Raw genomic sequence first — 17,908 nt, forward strand, 5'->3', positions numbered from 1 at the left:
GAAAATCATAAGTAAAACTGCAACAAAAATTGATGAGAATTGGTAAAATGAAGCAGATACTAAATATAATTTTCACACTAATACCTATTATACTATTTACCCAGGAAGCTGTTATTAATTATAAAGAAGGTGTAATTGATATTGATGGTAAATTAGACGAAGAGGTTTGGAATTTTTTACCGATTCATACAAATTTTTATAATGTATTACCTACTGATGAAGGATTAGCAGAAAATCAAACTGAAGTTAAAATATTTCATAATGGAGAGTTTTTGTATATAGGAGCAATTTATAACGATACTACATCCAAACAACAAGTTAGTACTTTAAAAAGAGATGTTTCTATTGGTATAAGTGATGCTTTTGTAGTGGTTCTGGATACACAAAATCAACAACAAAACGGAAATTTATTTGCTGTAAATACATATGGAACACAAGTTGATGCTTTGGTAGTTCGTAATGAAACAGGTTACGGACTTAATTTTAATTGGAATGCTGTTTGGGAAACTAAAACATCAGTGCAAGGAACTAAAAAGGTCTATGAGATTGCAATTCCTTTTAAAGCTTTAAACTTTACTAAAGAAAATTCAACATTCGGAGTTCAGTTTTATGTTAGAGATATTAAAAACAATTCTTGGACAATTTTAACTGATTTAAGCAGAAATTACGTGACGTTCGATTTACGCTTTACTAAACCTTTTAGCGTTGAAAAAGTACCAGAAGCTGTTCGTTCTCGTTTTGCAGTTTCTCCTTCACTAACAATTGATTATCAAAATACTGGAGAAAATAATAAAGCGACTTTAAAACCTAGTTTAGATGTACAGTATAACCTAACTTCCTCTTTAAAATTAGATGCTACTTTAAACCCAGATTTTTCTCAAATAGATGTAGATCAGCAAGTAACTAACTTATCACGTTTTTCTTTGTTTTTTCCTGAAAGGAGAAATTTCTTTTTAGAAAATGCAGATTTATTTTCAAATTTAGGTACGCCAGATGTAAACCCATTTTACTCTAGGAGAGTTGGTGCAAATAGTAACATTCAGTTTGGAGTAAAATTGTCGGGGAATGTATATCAAAAAACTAGAGTAGGGGTTTTAAATGTTCAAACCGAAAAGGACAATGAAGTTAAAGCTCAAAATTTTTCTGTTTTAGTAGCAGAACAGCAATTATCAAAACAGCTTACTACAACTGCTTTCTTAGTTAATAAGCAGGAAACAGATGGGTTTAGTTTTGTAAATGATTACAACAGAGTTACAGGTATGAATTTAAATTTTAAATCCAATAATAAAAAGTGGATTGGAACTGCCAATTGGGCTATGAGTTTGACGGATAATGTGGTTGGGGATAATCATTTTTTTAATATGGGTTTAGATTATAATGATCGAGGTCTACAAGGAAGTTTTTCAGTAAAAAATGTACAACAGAATTACTTAGTTGAAACAGGTTTTACACCAAGATTATATACCTATGACGCAATTAATGATGAAGTGGTTAGAGAAGGGTATTTTCAAGCAGTGAGTAGTTTGAGGTATACAAAGTTTTATAACAATTCTAAGACCTTGAATTCGATACGCTATTTAAATTATAGTAACAATAGTTATTTTGATGTAAATGGAACTGTAAATCAAATGAGTCATTATTTAAATTCAGCTGTCTTTTTTAAAGATTTATCTTCTGTTTATTATGCTATTAATTATGATGATATCGATTTAAAATACGGTTTTAATATTCTGGGAAATGGAAATGTGTTAACTCCAGGAAACTACGAGAATTGGAATCTAAAAATCGGATATAATTCAGCTAATAATCAACAATTACGTTATCAGGTGAACATTCAAAAAGGAAAATTTTATAATGGCGATAAATTAGCAGGAGGAGCCTATCTTAATTACCAGTTGTTACCATTTGCTAGTTTTGAGTTTTCGCATGATATCAATTCAATAAATTTAAATGAATTAGGAAAAGAAACATTTCACCTAAGTAGGTTTACGGGAGAGGTGTTTTTTAACAATCGATTAAACTGGACTACGTATGTTCAGTATAATAATCAGTTAAATAATTTTAATATTAATAGTAGAATTCAATGGGAATATAAACCTTTAAGCTATTTGTATTTTGTAATAACCGATAATTTCGACAAATACTTTAGTAGAAAAAATTGGGGTGTTGCTTTTAAAATGAATTACCGATTTGATTTTTAAAATAAATGAATAAAAAAACTCGGAGTGAAAGCTCCGAGTTTTTTTTATAATTATTGAATCTAGTTACACCAACATAGTAACTGGATTTTCTATATACGTTTTTAATGTTTGTAAGAATTGAGCTCCTACAGCACCATCAACAGTTCTGTGATCACAAGCTAATGTTAACATCATTGTGTTTCCAACAACTATTTGTCCGTCTTTTACAACAGGTTTTTGAACAATAGCTCCAACTGATAAAATTGCAGAGTTAGGTTGGTTAATAATAGAAGTAAAACTTTCTATTCCAAACATACCTAGGTTAGATACTGTAAAAGTACTTCCTTGCATTTCATCTGGTTTAATCTTCTTGCTTCTAGCTTTACCTGCTAAATCTTTAACAGATGCACCTATTTGAGTTAAGGTCATGGCATCAGTATGCTTTAAAACAGGAACAACTAATCCTTCATCTACAGCTACAGCAACACCAACATGAATATGGCTGTGATATTTTGTAGTATCATCTGTCCATGAAGTATTCACTTGTGGATGCTTTCTCAATGCCATTGCGCAAGCCTTCACTACCATATCGTTAAAAGAAACCTTAACATCTGGTATTGTATTAATTGTTTTACGAGAAGCGATTGCATTATCCATATCTACTTCAATGTTTAAGTAGAAGTGAGGAGCAGAAAATTTAGAATTACCAAGACTTCTTGCAATTGCTTTACGCATTTGTGAATTCTTAACATCTTCAGTTTTTTCTTCACCGGCAATAGCAAAGTTTGTAACAGCCGCTGGAGAGCTAGTAGAAGTTGTTTGTGCAACAGATGTTTCAACTTTAGCAGCAGGAGTATAGTTTTCTACATCTTTTTTAACGATTCTACCATTTTCTCCAGAACCTTTAACATCTGCTAAATTTATTCCTTTGTCGTTAGCTATTTTTTTAGCTAAAGGTGAAGCAAAAATTCTACCACCATTAGTAGTATTAGTAGAAGAATTAGCTACAGTTTCTTGAGAAGCAGAAACAACTTTTTCAGTAGGCTCTGCTTTTGTTGATTTTTTCTCTTCACTGGGTGCAGCAGTAGCTACTCCGCCATTTTTGTGAGCTTCAACAACAGCACTTACATCTGTTCCTTCTTTACCAATAATAGCTAATAAACTATCGACAGGAGCACTTTCTCCTTCGTTGATACCAATATGTAATAAAGTTCCTTCGTAAAAAGATTCAAACTCCATGGTAGCTTTATCGGTTTCGATTTCAGCCAAAATATCTCCTTCTTCAACCTTATCACCAACATTTTTTAACCAAGAAGCTACAGTACCTTCAACCATCGTATCACTCAATCTAGGCATTGTTACAACTTGAACTCCGTCAGGAATAACTACTGATGAATTGTTGTTTGAGTTACTGCTATCTTCTTTTTTAGTTTCTTCTTTTGGAGCTTCAGTTGTTTCTGAAGATGCTGTTTGGTTTAACAAAGCTGAAAAATCTTCACCTTCTTCTCCAATAATTGCTAATAATGTATCAACAGGTGCGCCTTCTCCCTCTTTTACTCCAATATGTAATAAAGTACCTTCGTGGAAAGATTCAAATTCCATTGTGGCTTTATCAGTTTCTATTTCAGCTAAAATATCTCCTTCTTCAACTTTATCACCAACATTTTTTAACCAAGAAGCTACTACTCCTTCTTCCATCGTGTCGCTTAAGCGAGGCATATTAATTACTGTTGCCATGTTTACTTAGTTTTTCGTGGTTTATTATTTGATAAAAGGATAATCTTCTTGTTCGTAAACAACATCGTGTAGAATGTTTAATTCTGGGAAAGGAGATTCTTCTGCGAATTTCTCACATTCTTTCACTAGGTCTTTTACTTCTTTGTTAATGGCCTCGATTTCATCATCTGAAGCGTAATTTTTTTCTTTAATAAGATCTAAAACTTGAGTGATTGGATCAATTTTACGGTACTCTTCAACTTCTTCTTTAGTACGGTAATGTTGTGCATCTGACATAGAGTGACCTCTATATCGGTATGTTTTCATTTCTAAAAATGTAGGTCCTTCACCTTTTCTAGCTCTTTCAATAGCTTCATCAACTGCCTCAGCTACTTTAACTGGATTCATTCCATCTACAGGTCCACAAGGCATTTCATACCCTAATCCTAATTTCCAAATATCTTCGTGGTTGGCTGTTCTTTCTACTGAAGTACCCATTGCGTAACCATTGTTTTCACAAATAAAAATTACAGGTAGTTTCCAGTTCATTGCCATGTTAAATGTTTCATGTAAAGAACCTTGACGAGCAGCTCCATCTCCAAAATAACATAAAGTAACAGCATCACTATCATGGTATTTATCACCAAAAGCAATACCTGCACCTAAAGGAATTTGTCCACCAACAATTCCGTGTCCTCCATAAAAGCGAAACTCTTTAGAAAAAATATGCATTGATCCTCCAAGACCTTGAGAAGTTCCGGTTGCTTTACCGTATAATTCGGCCATAACTCTTTTAGGATCAACACCCATTCCAATTGGTTGCACGTGATTACGATATGCTGTAATCATCTTATCCTTAGTAAGGTCCATTGCATGTAAAGAACCTGCTAATACAGCTTCTTGTCCGTTGTATAAGTGTAAAAATCCTCTTACTTTTTGTTGAATATAAACCGCGGCAAGTTTGTCTTCAAACTTTCTCCAAAAAAGCATATCTCTATACCAATTGATATAAGTTTCTTTAGTGACTTTTTTCATTCTGAATTGTTGTTTGTTTTTTTAATGCTTATTAAAAATGCAAGAACAAAAATAACGGTTTTTTACAGAATAAAAAACGCATTAACTATGATTTATCGTAAACGTTTTCGTGAAGTTATTTATTCTTAGCAACAATTAAGGTTGCTTTTGCTCCTGTAGCCAGATTCCATTCATTAGAAGAAAGTAACATTCCAGCGTCATTATATACTTTAAAAGCGGCAGTGTTTGGTCCAGAAGTTCCTTGGTTTAGCGCTACAATCTTAATTCTATTTACGCCTTCTTCAAGTGGAATATTGAAAGATTGATAGCGTTGTTTTAAGGTTAAATTAGTAACTACAGGTATATCATTTACATAAATAGTTACTCTATCTCCATCAGGATATTGAAAATCTCTACATATAATATTAACACTTTTAGAATCGGTACTTATACTTCCCAAGTCCTGATCTATGACAGGATAATTGTACATGCCATTTATCTTTTGAAAGTTTTTTAAGTAACGTTCTTCTGCAATTTTTGCTTTTGAAAGAATCCCTTTGTTTTTTAAATCTTCTTCCGCCTTTTTTTCTTGTTGTTTCTTTTCAAGTTTTTTATTGGCAGTTTTAAAACCATCGTCATTTCCAAAGTTCAAAGATTTTGGTTTAGTAACTTCTCTAGCAGGAGCTTCAAAGGTACCTATAGTTTTCCCTTTTGCTGAACTGCCTTTAGAGCCGTCTATCTGGCTAAATACAGAGAAACTACTTAAAAGAAGAAGAATCGATAAAGTTTTTAAAGTATGCTGCATCATAATAACTAATATCAACAAATATAGTGCCGTTTGATTTTTTAAGTCGATTTAAAATGTTAATTCTTACTTAATTGGAAAATCAAAATATGTTTTAGGAAAAGGTTCATTATTTAAGGTGAAATGCCACCACTCATTTTTATAAGGCCTAAATCCATTTGCTACCATAACCTTTCTAAGTAAATAACGATTGGCTTTCTGTTGCTTAGTTAAGTTTTTATAGTCAGGATGAGAAATGACACCAAAAAAATCATAAGGACTTCCCATGTCTAATTCTGTATTGGTTGCAATATGAACAATAGTTAAATCAACTGAACTACCTCTAGAATGACCAGACTTAGTTGCAATGTAACCTAATTTGAAGAGGTGCCGTTTGTTTACATCTGGATAGTATTGTTTTTTGGTAAGTGTATCATCAGGAATTCTAGCCCAACGAACAAAATGATTAACGGCAGTTTGGGGTCTATAAGCATCAAACACCTTTAAACTTAACCCTTTTTTTACCAATTCTTTTTGAACTTTAGCTAAAGCAATAGCTGTTTTGGTCGACGTAATCAATACGGGTTCTTCATAACCATCTACAGGAACTCCCATAAAATTGTTGTGTGAACAATATCTTAATTCTTTTTGTATAGAAGGAGCGAAGTCTTTTACATAAGAAAAACCCTTTGGTAGTTCTTGTGAAGTACCAATAATTGATAAACTAAAAGTTATAATGGAAAAAATGTATTTCTTCATGGTTGTAAAAATAAAGAAATGATTTTAAGATTCTTTAATGTATAAAAAAAGCCAAAGCTCATTGAGCTTTGGCTAAGTAAACCAAGTATTAGTCTAGAAGTTAGCTAACTAGTAAACTAATGTTGTACAGGAAGGTGATTGTAACTTAATACAAGTTTCAAATTCCATGAATTATTTTTCAAGATCCATAAGTGTGTAAATAAAGCAGAACCTGTGGGAGTTAGTTTGTTATTTTCTTTAATAAAAAACAAGTGTTTACCTCTTTGAATAGCTCCGTATAGTTTCCCTTCATTCTTTAAAGCATACACTTCTAGAGTTTCATCCACTAACTTACGAATAGGTTTTCTGTTATCATTAGAACAAATATTATTTTTTACTGATTGTATAAATTGTTCTTTAGATGTTTCTCCTGCAACATCGTGGTAAAACTCAAAATCATCATTGATAATATCGTCTAATTTTTCCAGTTCACAACGGTTAAATGTACGTTCAAAAATAATACTATCCTTGCTTTTTAGTACTTTATAAATTTCCGAGTTTTTACTTTCCTGTGCGTTAGAAAATAAAGACGTAAGTAAAGCCCAGAAAAATAATACAATTTTCCAAAATAAATTTCCTTCAAAGAAGAAGTCGGTAAGTGGTTTCATAGTTTTTCAGCGTGTTTTTCAATTAGTTTTTCAATTTTTAGCAGTTACCAAATTTTAAAGGCGAGCGTTTTGTCTTCTTCGTCGTACAATCTTCTAAAACCCTTAGGAATACTATTAAGAGTATTGTTAGAAATACGTAATTCTCCTTTAAAACCGTCGTTACAATCGATATCGAGTAGAATTTTTTCAATTCTATCGTTTTTGTAATTCGACTCAATTATATTGATATCTATATTTCTCTTGTTTTTAAACCAACCAATAAGTTTTTCTAGTTCACTTTTTGTTGTTTTTTTAGAGATTATAAATTCAGCTTTTACATCATTAATTGTACTATCAAATAGAAAAGATACATCAGAATCGTTATCATTGTTATTGTTGTTATCGTTAGTATTGTCTTTGTTTTTATCCCAATCAGATTTCTCTCTTTTGTTGTTTGAATCATCATCATGGTCTTCACAATCCAAACACTCAAACCCCTTTGAAGTCATTTTAAATAAATGATTAGCCATGTTTCGGTCGTAGATATCCTCAGTATTTTCTATGCTATACAAGAACTTTTTAGACGAGTTTTCAAAGTATACTGAAGTTCCTTCAGGAATAAAGACTGTTAGATACACTTCTTCATCTTTCCATAAGTTCTTAAATTCACTTAAGAAGAATGCATCAAAAACAATTTTGTTGTTTTCTATTTTGAATTTATAATTAATTTTTTCAGCGTTCTCTAAAGCATCTTTACGTTTTCTACCTTCAGATTCTTTTCTTATTTCGATATAAGCCTCATTAGTATCACTTTTTGAAACATCTATCTTAACATCGTTAGAATATTTCATCTTTTGATCATTAACATAAACTTCTACAGCATAATCGTGTCTCCTTAGGTTGTGTTGATAATTGATTTCATCATCATTTTCTACACCAATTCTAAGTGGTTGTTCTGGATTGAACAATATTGATTTTTTACTAACTTTTACAGCTCTTTGAGCTTTAGAAGTAGCGAATTCAACTCCAGTAAATCCAATAAACAGTAATGCAACTACCCATACTCCAAACAAAGACAAAGAAGTAGTTGTTGATACTCTCTTTAAATTTGGAGACAGAATACGTAATCCTAAAATAAGTAAGACTAAAATTGGTATAGCAATTAACAGAATAAGTAAAATGCTTAATAACCAATTAGGAAAAATTGAATCATAAAAGAACGGAGGATAGTGTACAAAATCTCCTTCAAAGCCAAGTATTTCTAAACTACTTATAGAAAACATAGCAAATAGTAATGATATTAATGTAATTCCTGCTATGAAAACAAGTAACACTCCTATGAACTTTCCAAATACTTTGAAAAGTGCTGATAATATTTTACCAAGAGTATCTAAAAAATCTTGAAAGCCAGATTTAGTTTGGTTACGTAATTTTTGGTAATCTGCACTTGAGATTTTTTCAGTTATTTCACTAGCTCCGTCTTTTAATTTCGTGGATAGATATTCAAACTCGTTACGAATTTTTTTTTCAATGTTTCCGATATTAACGTCTTCACCTTCCATTTGAAGTTTCTCGGCTGTGGTCTTTGCTTCAGGTAACAAAACCCATAAGATAATATATAGTAAAAGACCAAACCCAGTAGTAACTGCAGTTAAGATAAAGAACAAGCGAACCCATATAGTATCAATGTTAGTATAATGCGCTAATCCAGATGCTACACCTCCTAAGAATTTATCTTCGCTATCTCTAAACAATTTTTTGTTGTTAGATTTAGTTCTTTTATTGTAGTTGTAGTTAGAATTATCTTCATACATTTCTTCACTTTCTATATAATCCTCAGGTTGTCCCATGATGGTAATGATTTCATCGATATCACTTTCATTAACAACTTGGCGAGCATCTGTTATTCTTTCAGATAATAATTCGCTTATACGTGCTTCGATATCAGAGATGATTTCATTTTTACCTTGTGGGTCATCACTTAATGAACGAGCGATGGCGTCTAAGTATCGTTTTAATTTTTGATACGCGTTTTCATCGATATGGAAGAAAAATCCGCCTAAATTTATATTTATTGTCTTATTCATTTGATGTTGATTTTGTACTTGTTACTTGACTTACTGCATTTACTAAATTATTCCATGTTTTATCCAGTTCTTTTAAAAACATGGTTCCGTTTTCTGTTAATACGTAATATTTACGTGGTGGTCCAGAGGTAGATTCTTCCCATCTGTAGGATAATAATCCTGCGTTTTTTAATCGTGTTAATAATGGGTAAATGGTACCTTCAACCACAATCATTTCTGCGCCTTTTAAGGTATCCAGGATTTCTGAAGTATATGCATCACCTTTTTGTAATATTGATAGAATGCAATACTCTAAAACTCCTTTACGCATTTGCGCTTTTGTGTTTTCTATCTTCATTCAGTGTGGTTTTTTTATTTTATAAATTTAAATGTAAATGGGTACTTATATTGTTCACCATTGTTAGCTTTCATTGCAGCAATTATAATTAATGCGATTTTAATTAAGGTAACAACACCCACTATTGAGGCAATTCCAAAAACACCGAATAAATCTCCACTAAATGAAACACTATGTCCAAAGTCTAGATGATCAATTCTATTTAGACCTCTAAATATATCTCCTAAGAAAAAAGTAAAAAATGAAGCACTTAGAATAAAAATATATAAAGAAAAGCTTACGTTAAAATTTACAGCTTCCTTTCCATGCTCATCTAAAAATGTACTTCTATCCTTTTGTGTTTGCCATAAGATTAAGGGAGTGATAATGCTTCCAAAAGGAAAAAAGTATCCTGCAAAAGAAGAGATGTGTATTAAAAAGGCATTGGTGTTTTCGTTATTATTTCTCATGATATAATGATTTATATAATACTTTACATTGCAAATATATATCTAAAAAAAGGTATTATGCAATACATAGTACTAAAATTTAACAATTTTTAACATATAAGAATCTATCAAAAAAACATTGTTTCCCTCAAGAAAAGCTTTAAATTGCCCGTAAATACTAGTATTATGAAGTTTACGCCCTCAAAAATTAATTTTTTCTTATTATTTAAATTACCATCGGCATTTTTTACCGGAATTCGTGTAAAATCAATTTCAGATGATAGAGCAGTTGCTCATGTGAAGTTTAAATGGATAAATCAAAATCCTTTTAAATCGATGTTTTGGGCGGTGCAAGGAATGGCTGCAGAATTTACCACAGGAATATTAGTAATGCAGTCAATAGATAAGTCTGGAAAAAAAATATCGATGCTAGTAACTAATATGGATGCAACTTTTACAAAAAAAGCTATAGGGAAAATACATTTTGAATGTAATCAAGGAGCTGAAATTGATAAAACTATAAAGAAAGCTATTGAAACGGGAGAAGGGCAGACAATTGTATTAACTTCCGAAGGGATTAATGAAGATGGGGTTTCAGTGTCAAAATTTCAATTTGAGTGGAGTTTAAAAGTAAAATCGTAACAAATAAAGATAATCATAGTCTAATCAAATAAAAACTAAAATTATGTTTCTAGAACAAAGAGCAAACGAAATAGATTACCGTATTTACGGTGAGGAAATGCAATATGTAGAAATCGAATTAGATCCTGAAGAAGGTGTGGTGGCAGAGAGTGGTAGTTTTATGATGATGGATAATGATGTAAAGATGAACACTATTTTTGGAGATGGCTCTAACCAAGAGAAAGGCTTGTTAGGAAAAATATTTTCTGCAGGAAAGAGAATCTTAACAGGTGAAAGTTTATTCATGACTGTTTTTACTAACGTGGGAAGAGGGAAGAAAAAAGTTTCATTTGCTTCACCATATCCGGGTAAAATTATTCCAATAGATTTAACTGAATATAGTGGAAAATTTATTTGTCAGAAGGACGCTTTTTTATGTGCTGCAAAAGGAGTATCAATTGGAATTGAGTTTTCTAAAAAACTTGGTAGAGGTTTATTTGGAGGTGAAGGTTTTATTATGCAGAAAATGGAAGGTGATGGATTAGGTTTTATTCATGCAGGTGGTACAATGGCAAAAAAAGTATTACAACCAGGAGAGGTGTTAAAAGTTGATACAGGTTGTATTGTTGGTTTTACACAAGATGTTGATTATGATATTGAGTTTGTTGGAGGCATAAAGAATACCATTTTTGGAGGTGAAGGATTGTTTTTTGCTACTTTAAGAGGACCTGGAACTGTATATATACAATCATTGCCATTTAGTCGATTAGCAGGAAGAGTATTGGCTTCTATTCCAAGAGGAGGAAAAAGTAAAGGAGAAGGAAGTATTTTAGGTGGATTAGGAGATTTACTAGATGGGGACAATAATTTTTAATTTTACTTAAAAGTATACATATAAAACCATAAAAAAAGCTCAGTTGTTAAACTGAGCTTTTGTATTTTTTATTAAAATTAGATATCTAATTCTTCAAAAATGTCTTTTAATTTATCTCCATCACTAGGTCTAGGAGCATTTGCGTTTACAATCTTTCCGTCAGGGTCGATTAATATAAATCTTGGCAATCCTTTGATTAAGTAATTTTTTGTAAAATCAAGTTCACTTTCAGATTTACCAGCAAATAATTGAACACCTGTCATTTCTCTATCAACAATTGTTTGCTTCCATTTTTCTTTTAACTCAGCTTTGTCAACACTAATACTAACAAACTCAATGTTTTTATCATGGTATTGTTGCTCAAGTCTTTTTAATAATGGAATTTCTTTTTTACAGAAACCACACCAAGTAGCCCATACGTCAATGTAGATGTACTTTCCTTTGCCAATTAAGTCATCTAAAGACGTCGTTCCTCCATTATAGTTTTCTAAATCAGTAAACTTAGGAGAAGGCTGACCTTTAGCTGTTAATTTTAACTTGTCATATAATTCTTTAATTTCTGCCTTGTTAGTTTCATTAGTAGAATATCCCATATATTTCTTGTAATATTCTCTAAGGTTTGATGTCGTAGTTATTTGACGAACAGCAGCATCATGAATTAAATCATTTTTAATTAACGTATCAACAACCTCTGTATGAACAGTTTCTAAGTATGTTAAATCAAAATCACCATCTTTTGGCTTTCTCTTGTTGGCCTTCTTATCTAAAAACTCTTTTAATAAAGTTCTGTAAGAATAAGAGTTGATATAATCTTCACTATTATTAAAGTTAATCTCGTTAACTATATTTTTAGGAAAATTATCTGATACTTCAAACTCTTCATCTCCGTATAAAATTCTATGATAAGGCTGGTAGTTGTTAATGTTTCTAGCAAACTCATAGTAAATGTTTCTCTTTTCCTTTTCTAAATAATCAGCAGGTAATTGAGAAGCTTCCGCCAAATCTTCAAGCTCTGACTTGTACTCATCCATTTTGCTTAAAAATTCCTCTTCTGGTAAAGAGAATAATTTGTTTGCATTTCCAAGAATCATTCCGAACTTTTTGTAGCGCTCAGTTAAATAATTGTTAATATTTGCATTAACTCCTTCGAAAACAGGGTCTTCAGTACGTTTTTTGGCGTCAACCATTACTTTTAAGTCCTCAACTGAAGTAAGGTAAACATTAACAGGTCTCTTACCAAAACTCAGTGTGTAATGTCCCGGAACTAAATTTTTTAGAGTATCAGAAAAAGTTTTAGTTTTTCTATCAAACTTTATGTCTTTTTCAAAATTATAACCTATTAAAGTTATATTTCTACTTCTAAAATTCTGGGCTTCACCAGAGATTACAGCATAATCCTTTGGTTTTGGTTTATCACCACAAGCAGTAAATATCAATACACTTACAGCTAACAGAAACAATCTTTTCATGATTTACTATATTTTGGGGTAAAATAAATTATGTTTTAAAGTACCGAAATTAGCTTATTTTTAAAAGACCTCAAAATCTTTAACGAAAAAATTTGGAAAAAAAGCGTTGAATATTGATTTTTGAGCTCTAAAAATTGATTTTTTTGAGTTTTAATCTTTTTGTTGCTTACAATAAACTCATAATTAACCTTGTAAATAATAGTTGAAAACTAATCGAAATGTCTAAAGTAATTTTAATAACAGGAGCTTCTTCTGGAATAGGTAAATCCATCGCTACATATTTATCCGATAAAGAGTTTAAAGTTTATGGAACCAGCAGAACACCAGAGAAAGTCAAAGATGTAAGTTTTTCTATGATTGCTTTAGATGTGTTAAGTGTAACTTCAATTGAAAAAGCTGTTGCTGAAGTGATAGATAGAGAAGGAAGACTAGATGTTCTTATTAACAATGCAGGAAGAGGTTTAATGGGAGCTGTTGAAGATATTCCAATGGATGAATTAAAAGCTGGGTTCGATACTAATTTCTTTGGTCCGATTGAAGTGATTAAAAAAGTTATGCCTTACATGAGAGCTCAAAAAAGTGGCTTGATTATCAATATTACTTCTTTAGCTGCTTATTCTGGATTACCATATAGAAGTGCTTATTCTGCGAGTAAAGGAGCTTTAGAATTGTTAACCGAATCGTTAAGTATGGAGGTGAAAAATTTTGGAGTGAATGTTGCAAGTATTGCACCTGGTAGTTTTGCAACGAGTATTTCTGCAGGAAGATATTACACGCCAGTTTTTGAGGATTCTGCCTACAAAGATGCGTACAGTAAAAATTTACAAGTTTCTGATGATTATGTTGACGAAGGCCTAAATCCTATTGTAATTGCCAAGTTGGTTCATAAAATAATAAATTCTAAAAGCCCTAAATTACATTATAAAATAGGAGCTTTTATGGAGCGTTTTTCAGTAGTTTTAAAAAGAACTTTGCCAAGTAGAGTTTATGAAAAGCTGATAATGAATCACTACAAATTGTAATTGGCTTTTATTGTTTCTCTTGAATTAATTTTTCCAAAATAATCTCAACACCGAATTCGTTGTTACTTTTGGTTGTGTAGTTAGCAACTTCTTTGACGAATGGATGCGCATTTTCCATGGCATACGAAAAGTGAGCTTTTTGTAGCATTTCGATATCGTTATTGTAATCTCCAAAAACCAAAGTTTCTTCTGGAGTAACATTGTATAACTTCTGTATAAGCTCGATAGCATGTCCTTTGTTTGCGTTATTTTCTGAAATGTCAACCCAATGATTTGCTGATACTTTTACTTTGAAATCGCTTTCCAAATGTTTTAAATGAGGATATAAATATTTCTCCGAACTTATTTCATGAAACAAGGCTATTTTGTATATGGGAGACTTTATTTCTTTAGGGGAATTGATTCGTTGGTGATTGTTATAATATTCAGTTAATAGGTGTAAAAGCATTTCTGAATTACTATTTGTGTAGGCTCTATCCTTTGTGCAATACACTGCATTTACATTTTCAATTTCACGTAAAGAATTGTTTATTCTCAGTAAATTATTAGTATCGATGGCGGTTGATAAAAGCATTTCATCATTTCTAATAGCAATTCCACCGTTTTCTGCAACTATCAAAATGTCATTTTTAATTGATGCTAACTTTTCTGAAATACTGTTTAATTGTCGTCCGCTTGCGGCAACAAAAATTATGTTTTGTTTTTTAAGTTCAGTAAATACATCAAAAAAACGTTGACTTACCTCATGATTGGAATTCAATAAAGTTCCATCCATATCTGTAACAACTAGTTTTACATTTGAGAGTTTCATAAAAGAAATTTTATACTGTAAAAGTAATTCTTACGTGTTTAATATCTTAGGTATCTCATGAAGTAATTACTATAACGTTATAGAATGATGTGGCTTTTGTTTTGAAAGTTTGTGTTTGTCTTTTTCTTCTTTAGGGCTACACATAAAACAACTACAAGGTTTGCCTGTTGTTTTAAGTATGTGATTTTCTTCAGCTGTTAGATTGTAATTTTTTAATCGCTTTTTATATTTATAAAAACCTTTTAAACGTCTCTCAAATTTGTTCATAGAAAGTTGAAAAATAAATCGACCTTTTTTCTTGAGTCAAATATAATCTAATTATAAAAACATTAGTTTTGCAAAATAACACAACAGTAAATAAATAATAGATGAAATTTTTTATAGATACAGCCAACTTAGATCAAATTCGTGAAGCACAAGCTTTAGGTATTTTAGACGGAGTAACGACTAATCCTTCCTTAATGGCTAAAGAAGGAATTACAGGAGAAGAAAATATAAAGAATCACTACAAAGCAATTTGTGAAATTGTAGAAGGAGATGTTTCTGCAGAAGTAATTTCTACTGATTTTGAAGGAATGGTGAGAGAAGGTGAGGCGTTAGCTGCTTTACACCCACAAATTGTTGTAAAGTTACCAATGATAGCTGATGGAGTGAAGGCTTGTAAGTATTTTTCAGACAAAGGAATTAAAACAAATGTAACATTAGTTTTTTCTGCTGGTCAAGCATTGTTAGCGGCTAAAGCAGGTGCAACATATGTTTCACCATTTATTGGACGTTTAGATGATATTTCTACTGACGGATTAAACTTAATCGCTGAAATTCGTCAAATCTATGATAATTATATGTTTGATACTGAAATTTTAGCGGCTTCTGTTCGTCATACAATGCATGTAATTGACTGTGCAAAAATCGGAGCAGATGTAATGACAGGTCCTTTATCTGCAATTCAAGGTTTGTTAAAACATCCTTTAACGGATATCGGTTTAGAGAAGTTTTTAGCTGATTATAAAAAAGGGAACTAAAATATAATCAATATAAATACATAAGAAGTCCACACGTATAGTGTGGATTTTCTTTTTTAGTGATATTTTTGCAGACTGATGTATCCAAAAAAACAACTTGCACAATTAGTATTGTCAGCTTGTCAATATTATAATATTGACAAAGTAGTAATTTCTCCAGGTTCTAGAAATGCTCCATTAACAATTGGTTTTTCTAACCTTAAAGAAATTGAAACTTTTAGTATTGTTGATGAAAGAGCAGCCGCTTTTTTTGCATTAGGAATTGCACAACAAACAAAAAGACCAGTCGCTATTGTTTGTACTTCAGGTTCTGCATTGCTGAATTATTATCCTGCTATAGCGGAAGCATTTTACAGTAACATTCCGCTTATTGTTATTTCTGCGGATAGACCAAAATATCTAATCGATGTAGGTGATGGTCAAGCTATTCGTCAGGAAAATGTTTTTGAAAACCATATTTTACATTCTGCTAATTTAATTGAAGATGTAAACGAATTAAATTTCAATAAAAGAGAAGTAGCAAAGGTAATAGAAATTTGCGTTAATCAATCTGGCCCGGTTCATATAAATGTTCCTTTTGATGAACCTATATACAAAACAACAGAGGTTTTAGAATCGTTTGATTTTAAGAGCACAAGTATTCACGAATACAAAAAGGAAATAAATTACCGTGAACTTTCCAAGGTTTGGAATTCTGCTAAGAAAAAACTGGTTTTAGTTGGAGTACATCATAAATGCCCAAAAACGCAAGAACTAATAAATCGTTTAAATGAAGATCCGTCGGTGTTAGTTATGACTGAAACGACTTCAAATCTTCATAATGATAAAAATATCAATTCGATTGATAAATTAATTTCAAAGCTACAAGATTCGGATTTTAAAGAATTACAACCTGAGTTATTAGTTACTTTTGGAGGAATGGTAGTTTCAAAAAGAATCAAACAATTTTTACGAAACTATCAGCCAAAGCATCATTGGCATATTGATAAACAAACAAAAATGGATACTTATTTTTGTTTGTCGGAATTTATAGGAGAGAGTCCTGTTGAGTTTTTCGAAGGTATCCGAGAGTATTTAAAAGACACCGATTCTGATTACCAAAAAAACTGGTTGTTAGAAAAGAAACGAAGAAATGAATGTCATAAGGTTTATCTGGATTCAGCTAGTTATTCTGATTTAAAAGCTGTTGAAAGAATTCTAAAGGTTATTCCTGAAAATTCACAAGTACAAGTAAGTAATAGTTCTCTAATACGTTACATGCAGTTGTTCGATGTAAATCCGAGTTTTAGTGTTTTTTGTAACAGAGGAACTAGTGGTATCGATGGAAGTACGTCTACAGCAATTGGTGCTGCTTATGCTGTTGATCAATCTACTACTTTTTTAACAGGAGACTTAAGCTTTTTTTACGATAGCAATGCTTTGTGGAATTCGTATGTTCCGAAAGACTTTAGAATTATCATCATCAATAATTCAGGAGGTGGAATTTTTAAAATTATTCCTGGGCCAAAGTCAACAAATGCACTTCAGTATTTTGAAACACCGCATCAATTAACAGCAAACCATTTAGCTAAGATGTTTAATTTTGAGTATTTTAGTGTTACATCAACAGAAGAATTGGATGAAAACTTAAAGAGTTTTTACCATAAAAGTGAAAGACCTAGGATTTTAGAAGTCTTTACGCCATCAGAAATTAACGATCAAATTTTAACAGCATATTTTAATAGTTTATAATAATGGAATTTAAAGAAGGAGATAAAGTAGAGTTAATTATAGGAGTACAAACAGCTTTGGGGTACACTGTATTAATTGAAGAGAGTTATGAAGGATTGTTGTATTCAAATGAAGTTTTTACAGAGTTGGAAGAAGGAATGAGAGTCGAGGGTTACATCAAAAAAATAAGAGAAGATGAAAAGATAGATGTTTCTTTAAGGCCTCAAGGCTTTAAAAATGTTATTGATGAAGATGCTGAGAAAATTCTGAACAAATTAAAAGATAAAGGTTATTTATTATTAACAGACAAAAGCTCTCCTGAATCGATTAAATTTCACTTACAGTTAAGTAAAAAAGCATTCAAAAGAGCTATTGGTAATTTATATAAAGAAAAGAAGATTATATTAAAATCTGATAGAATAGAATTGGTTAAGTAGTTATCCAATTC

General features: G+C 31.3%; 17 protein-coding genes. 7 read left to right on the top strand and 10 right to left on the bottom strand.

Going from position 1 to position 17,908, the window contains the following annotated elements:
* The first annotated feature begins 47 nt into the window (after positions 1 to 47).
* A complete protein-coding gene (locus tag EV195_RS04800; protein WP_165915687.1) occupies positions 48 to 2,201 on the top strand; it encodes a DUF5916 domain-containing protein in 2,154 nt (717 codons plus the stop codon).
* Positions 2,202 to 2,264: 63 nt separating this feature from the next.
* Here the strand turns inward: EV195_RS04800 and EV195_RS04805 are convergent, their stop codons facing one another.
* From EV195_RS04805 to EV195_RS04840, 8 genes are all read right to left on the bottom strand, one after another.
* On the bottom strand, positions 2,265 to 3,917 hold the full coding sequence (locus EV195_RS04805) for a pyruvate dehydrogenase complex dihydrolipoamide acetyltransferase (RefSeq protein ID WP_132793514.1): 1,653 nt from the start codon (positions 3,915 to 3,917) through the stop codon (positions 2,265 to 2,267).
* Positions 3,918 to 3,941: 24 nt separating this feature from the next.
* Positions 3,942 to 4,931 carry a pyruvate dehydrogenase (acetyl-transferring) E1 component subunit alpha gene (gene pdhA / locus EV195_RS04810; RefSeq protein ID WP_132793515.1) on the bottom strand — a complete coding sequence of 330 codons (990 nt, stop codon included), beginning with the start codon at positions 4,929 to 4,931 and terminating at the stop codon, positions 3,942 to 3,944.
* A gap of 115 nt (positions 4,932 to 5,046) precedes the next feature.
* Positions 5,047 to 5,718 (bottom strand): hypothetical protein, encoded by a 672-nt coding sequence (locus EV195_RS04815; protein ID WP_132793517.1) that lies wholly within the window; start codon positions 5,716 to 5,718, stop codon positions 5,047 to 5,049.
* Between the two features lie 63 nt (positions 5,719 to 5,781).
* Positions 5,782 to 6,453, bottom strand: coding sequence for a M15 family metallopeptidase (locus EV195_RS04820; RefSeq protein ID WP_132793518.1), 672 nt, complete (start codon positions 6,451 to 6,453; stop codon positions 5,782 to 5,784).
* 116 nt (positions 6,454 to 6,569) lie between these two features.
* Positions 6,570 to 7,100, bottom strand: coding sequence for a nuclear transport factor 2 family protein (locus EV195_RS04825; protein WP_132793520.1), 531 nt, complete (start codon positions 7,098 to 7,100; stop codon positions 6,570 to 6,572).
* Positions 7,101 to 7,144: 44 nt separating this feature from the next.
* Complete coding sequence (locus tag EV195_RS04830; protein ID WP_132793521.1) at positions 7,145 to 9,166, bottom strand: PspC domain-containing protein; 2,022 nt, start codon at positions 9,164 to 9,166, stop codon at positions 7,145 to 7,147.
* Entirely contained in the window at positions 9,159 to 9,503 is a 345-nt protein-coding gene (locus EV195_RS04835) for a PadR family transcriptional regulator (protein ID WP_132793523.1), read from the bottom strand. Before EV195_RS04835 ends, EV195_RS04830 begins: the two co-directional genes overlap by 8 nt.
* A 14-nt stretch (positions 9,504 to 9,517) precedes the next feature.
* Positions 9,518 to 9,952, bottom strand: coding sequence for a DUF4870 domain-containing protein (locus EV195_RS04840; protein WP_132793524.1), 435 nt, complete (start codon positions 9,950 to 9,952; stop codon positions 9,518 to 9,520).
* Positions 9,953 to 10,117: 165 nt separating this feature from the next.
* On the opposite strand from EV195_RS04840, the gene EV195_RS04845 reads away from it, so the two are divergent.
* Positions 10,118 to 10,573 carry a DUF4442 domain-containing protein gene (locus EV195_RS04845; protein ID WP_132793526.1) on the top strand — a complete coding sequence of 152 codons (456 nt, stop codon included), beginning with the start codon at positions 10,118 to 10,120 and terminating at the stop codon, positions 10,571 to 10,573.
* Between the two features lie 43 nt (positions 10,574 to 10,616).
* Positions 10,617 to 11,426, top strand: coding sequence for a TIGR00266 family protein (locus EV195_RS04850; RefSeq protein ID WP_132793527.1), 810 nt, complete (start codon positions 10,617 to 10,619; stop codon positions 11,424 to 11,426).
* 77 nt (positions 11,427 to 11,503) lie between these two features.
* Here EV195_RS04850 and EV195_RS04855 read toward each other — a convergent pair whose 3' ends face one another.
* Complete coding sequence (locus EV195_RS04855; protein WP_132793529.1) at positions 11,504 to 12,895, bottom strand: TlpA family protein disulfide reductase; 1,392 nt, start codon at positions 12,893 to 12,895, stop codon at positions 11,504 to 11,506.
* 218 nt (positions 12,896 to 13,113) lie between these two features.
* Between EV195_RS04855 and EV195_RS04860 the strand changes: the two genes are divergently transcribed.
* A complete protein-coding gene (locus EV195_RS04860) occupies positions 13,114 to 13,917 on the top strand; it encodes an SDR family oxidoreductase (protein WP_132793531.1) in 804 nt (267 codons plus the stop codon).
* 7 nt (positions 13,918 to 13,924) lie between these two features.
* On the opposite strand, the gene EV195_RS04865 is transcribed toward EV195_RS04860, so the two are convergent.
* Positions 13,925 to 14,728, bottom strand: a complete 804-nt coding sequence (locus EV195_RS04865) for an HAD family hydrolase (RefSeq protein ID WP_132793533.1) — start codon at positions 14,726 to 14,728, stop codon at positions 13,925 to 13,927.
* A 368-nt stretch (positions 14,729 to 15,096) separates the two neighbouring features.
* Between EV195_RS04865 and fsa the strand changes: the two genes are divergently transcribed.
* The 3 genes from fsa (at position 15,097) to EV195_RS04880 (ending at position 17,897) form a co-directional block, all read left to right on the top strand.
* Complete coding sequence (gene fsa, locus EV195_RS04870) at positions 15,097 to 15,750, top strand: fructose-6-phosphate aldolase (protein ID WP_132793534.1); 654 nt, start codon at positions 15,097 to 15,099, stop codon at positions 15,748 to 15,750.
* Between the two features lie 78 nt (positions 15,751 to 15,828).
* The gene (gene menD / locus EV195_RS04875; RefSeq protein ID WP_132793536.1) at positions 15,829 to 17,481 is read left to right on the top strand and encodes a 2-succinyl-5-enolpyruvyl-6-hydroxy-3-cyclohexene-1-carboxylic-acid synthase; all 1,653 of its coding nucleotides are present in this window, start codon (positions 15,829 to 15,831) and stop codon (positions 17,479 to 17,481) included.
* Positions 17,482 to 17,483: 2 nt separating this feature from the next.
* Positions 17,484 to 17,897 carry a S1 RNA-binding domain-containing protein gene (locus EV195_RS04880; protein WP_132793537.1) on the top strand — a complete coding sequence of 138 codons (414 nt, stop codon included), beginning with the start codon at positions 17,484 to 17,486 and terminating at the stop codon, positions 17,895 to 17,897.
* Positions 17,898 to 17,908 lie beyond the last annotated feature (11 nt).

The sequence above is a fragment of the Tenacibaculum skagerrakense genome (assembly GCF_004345825.1).
GTDB lineage: Bacteria > Bacteroidota > Bacteroidia > Flavobacteriales > Flavobacteriaceae > Polaribacter > Polaribacter skagerrakensis.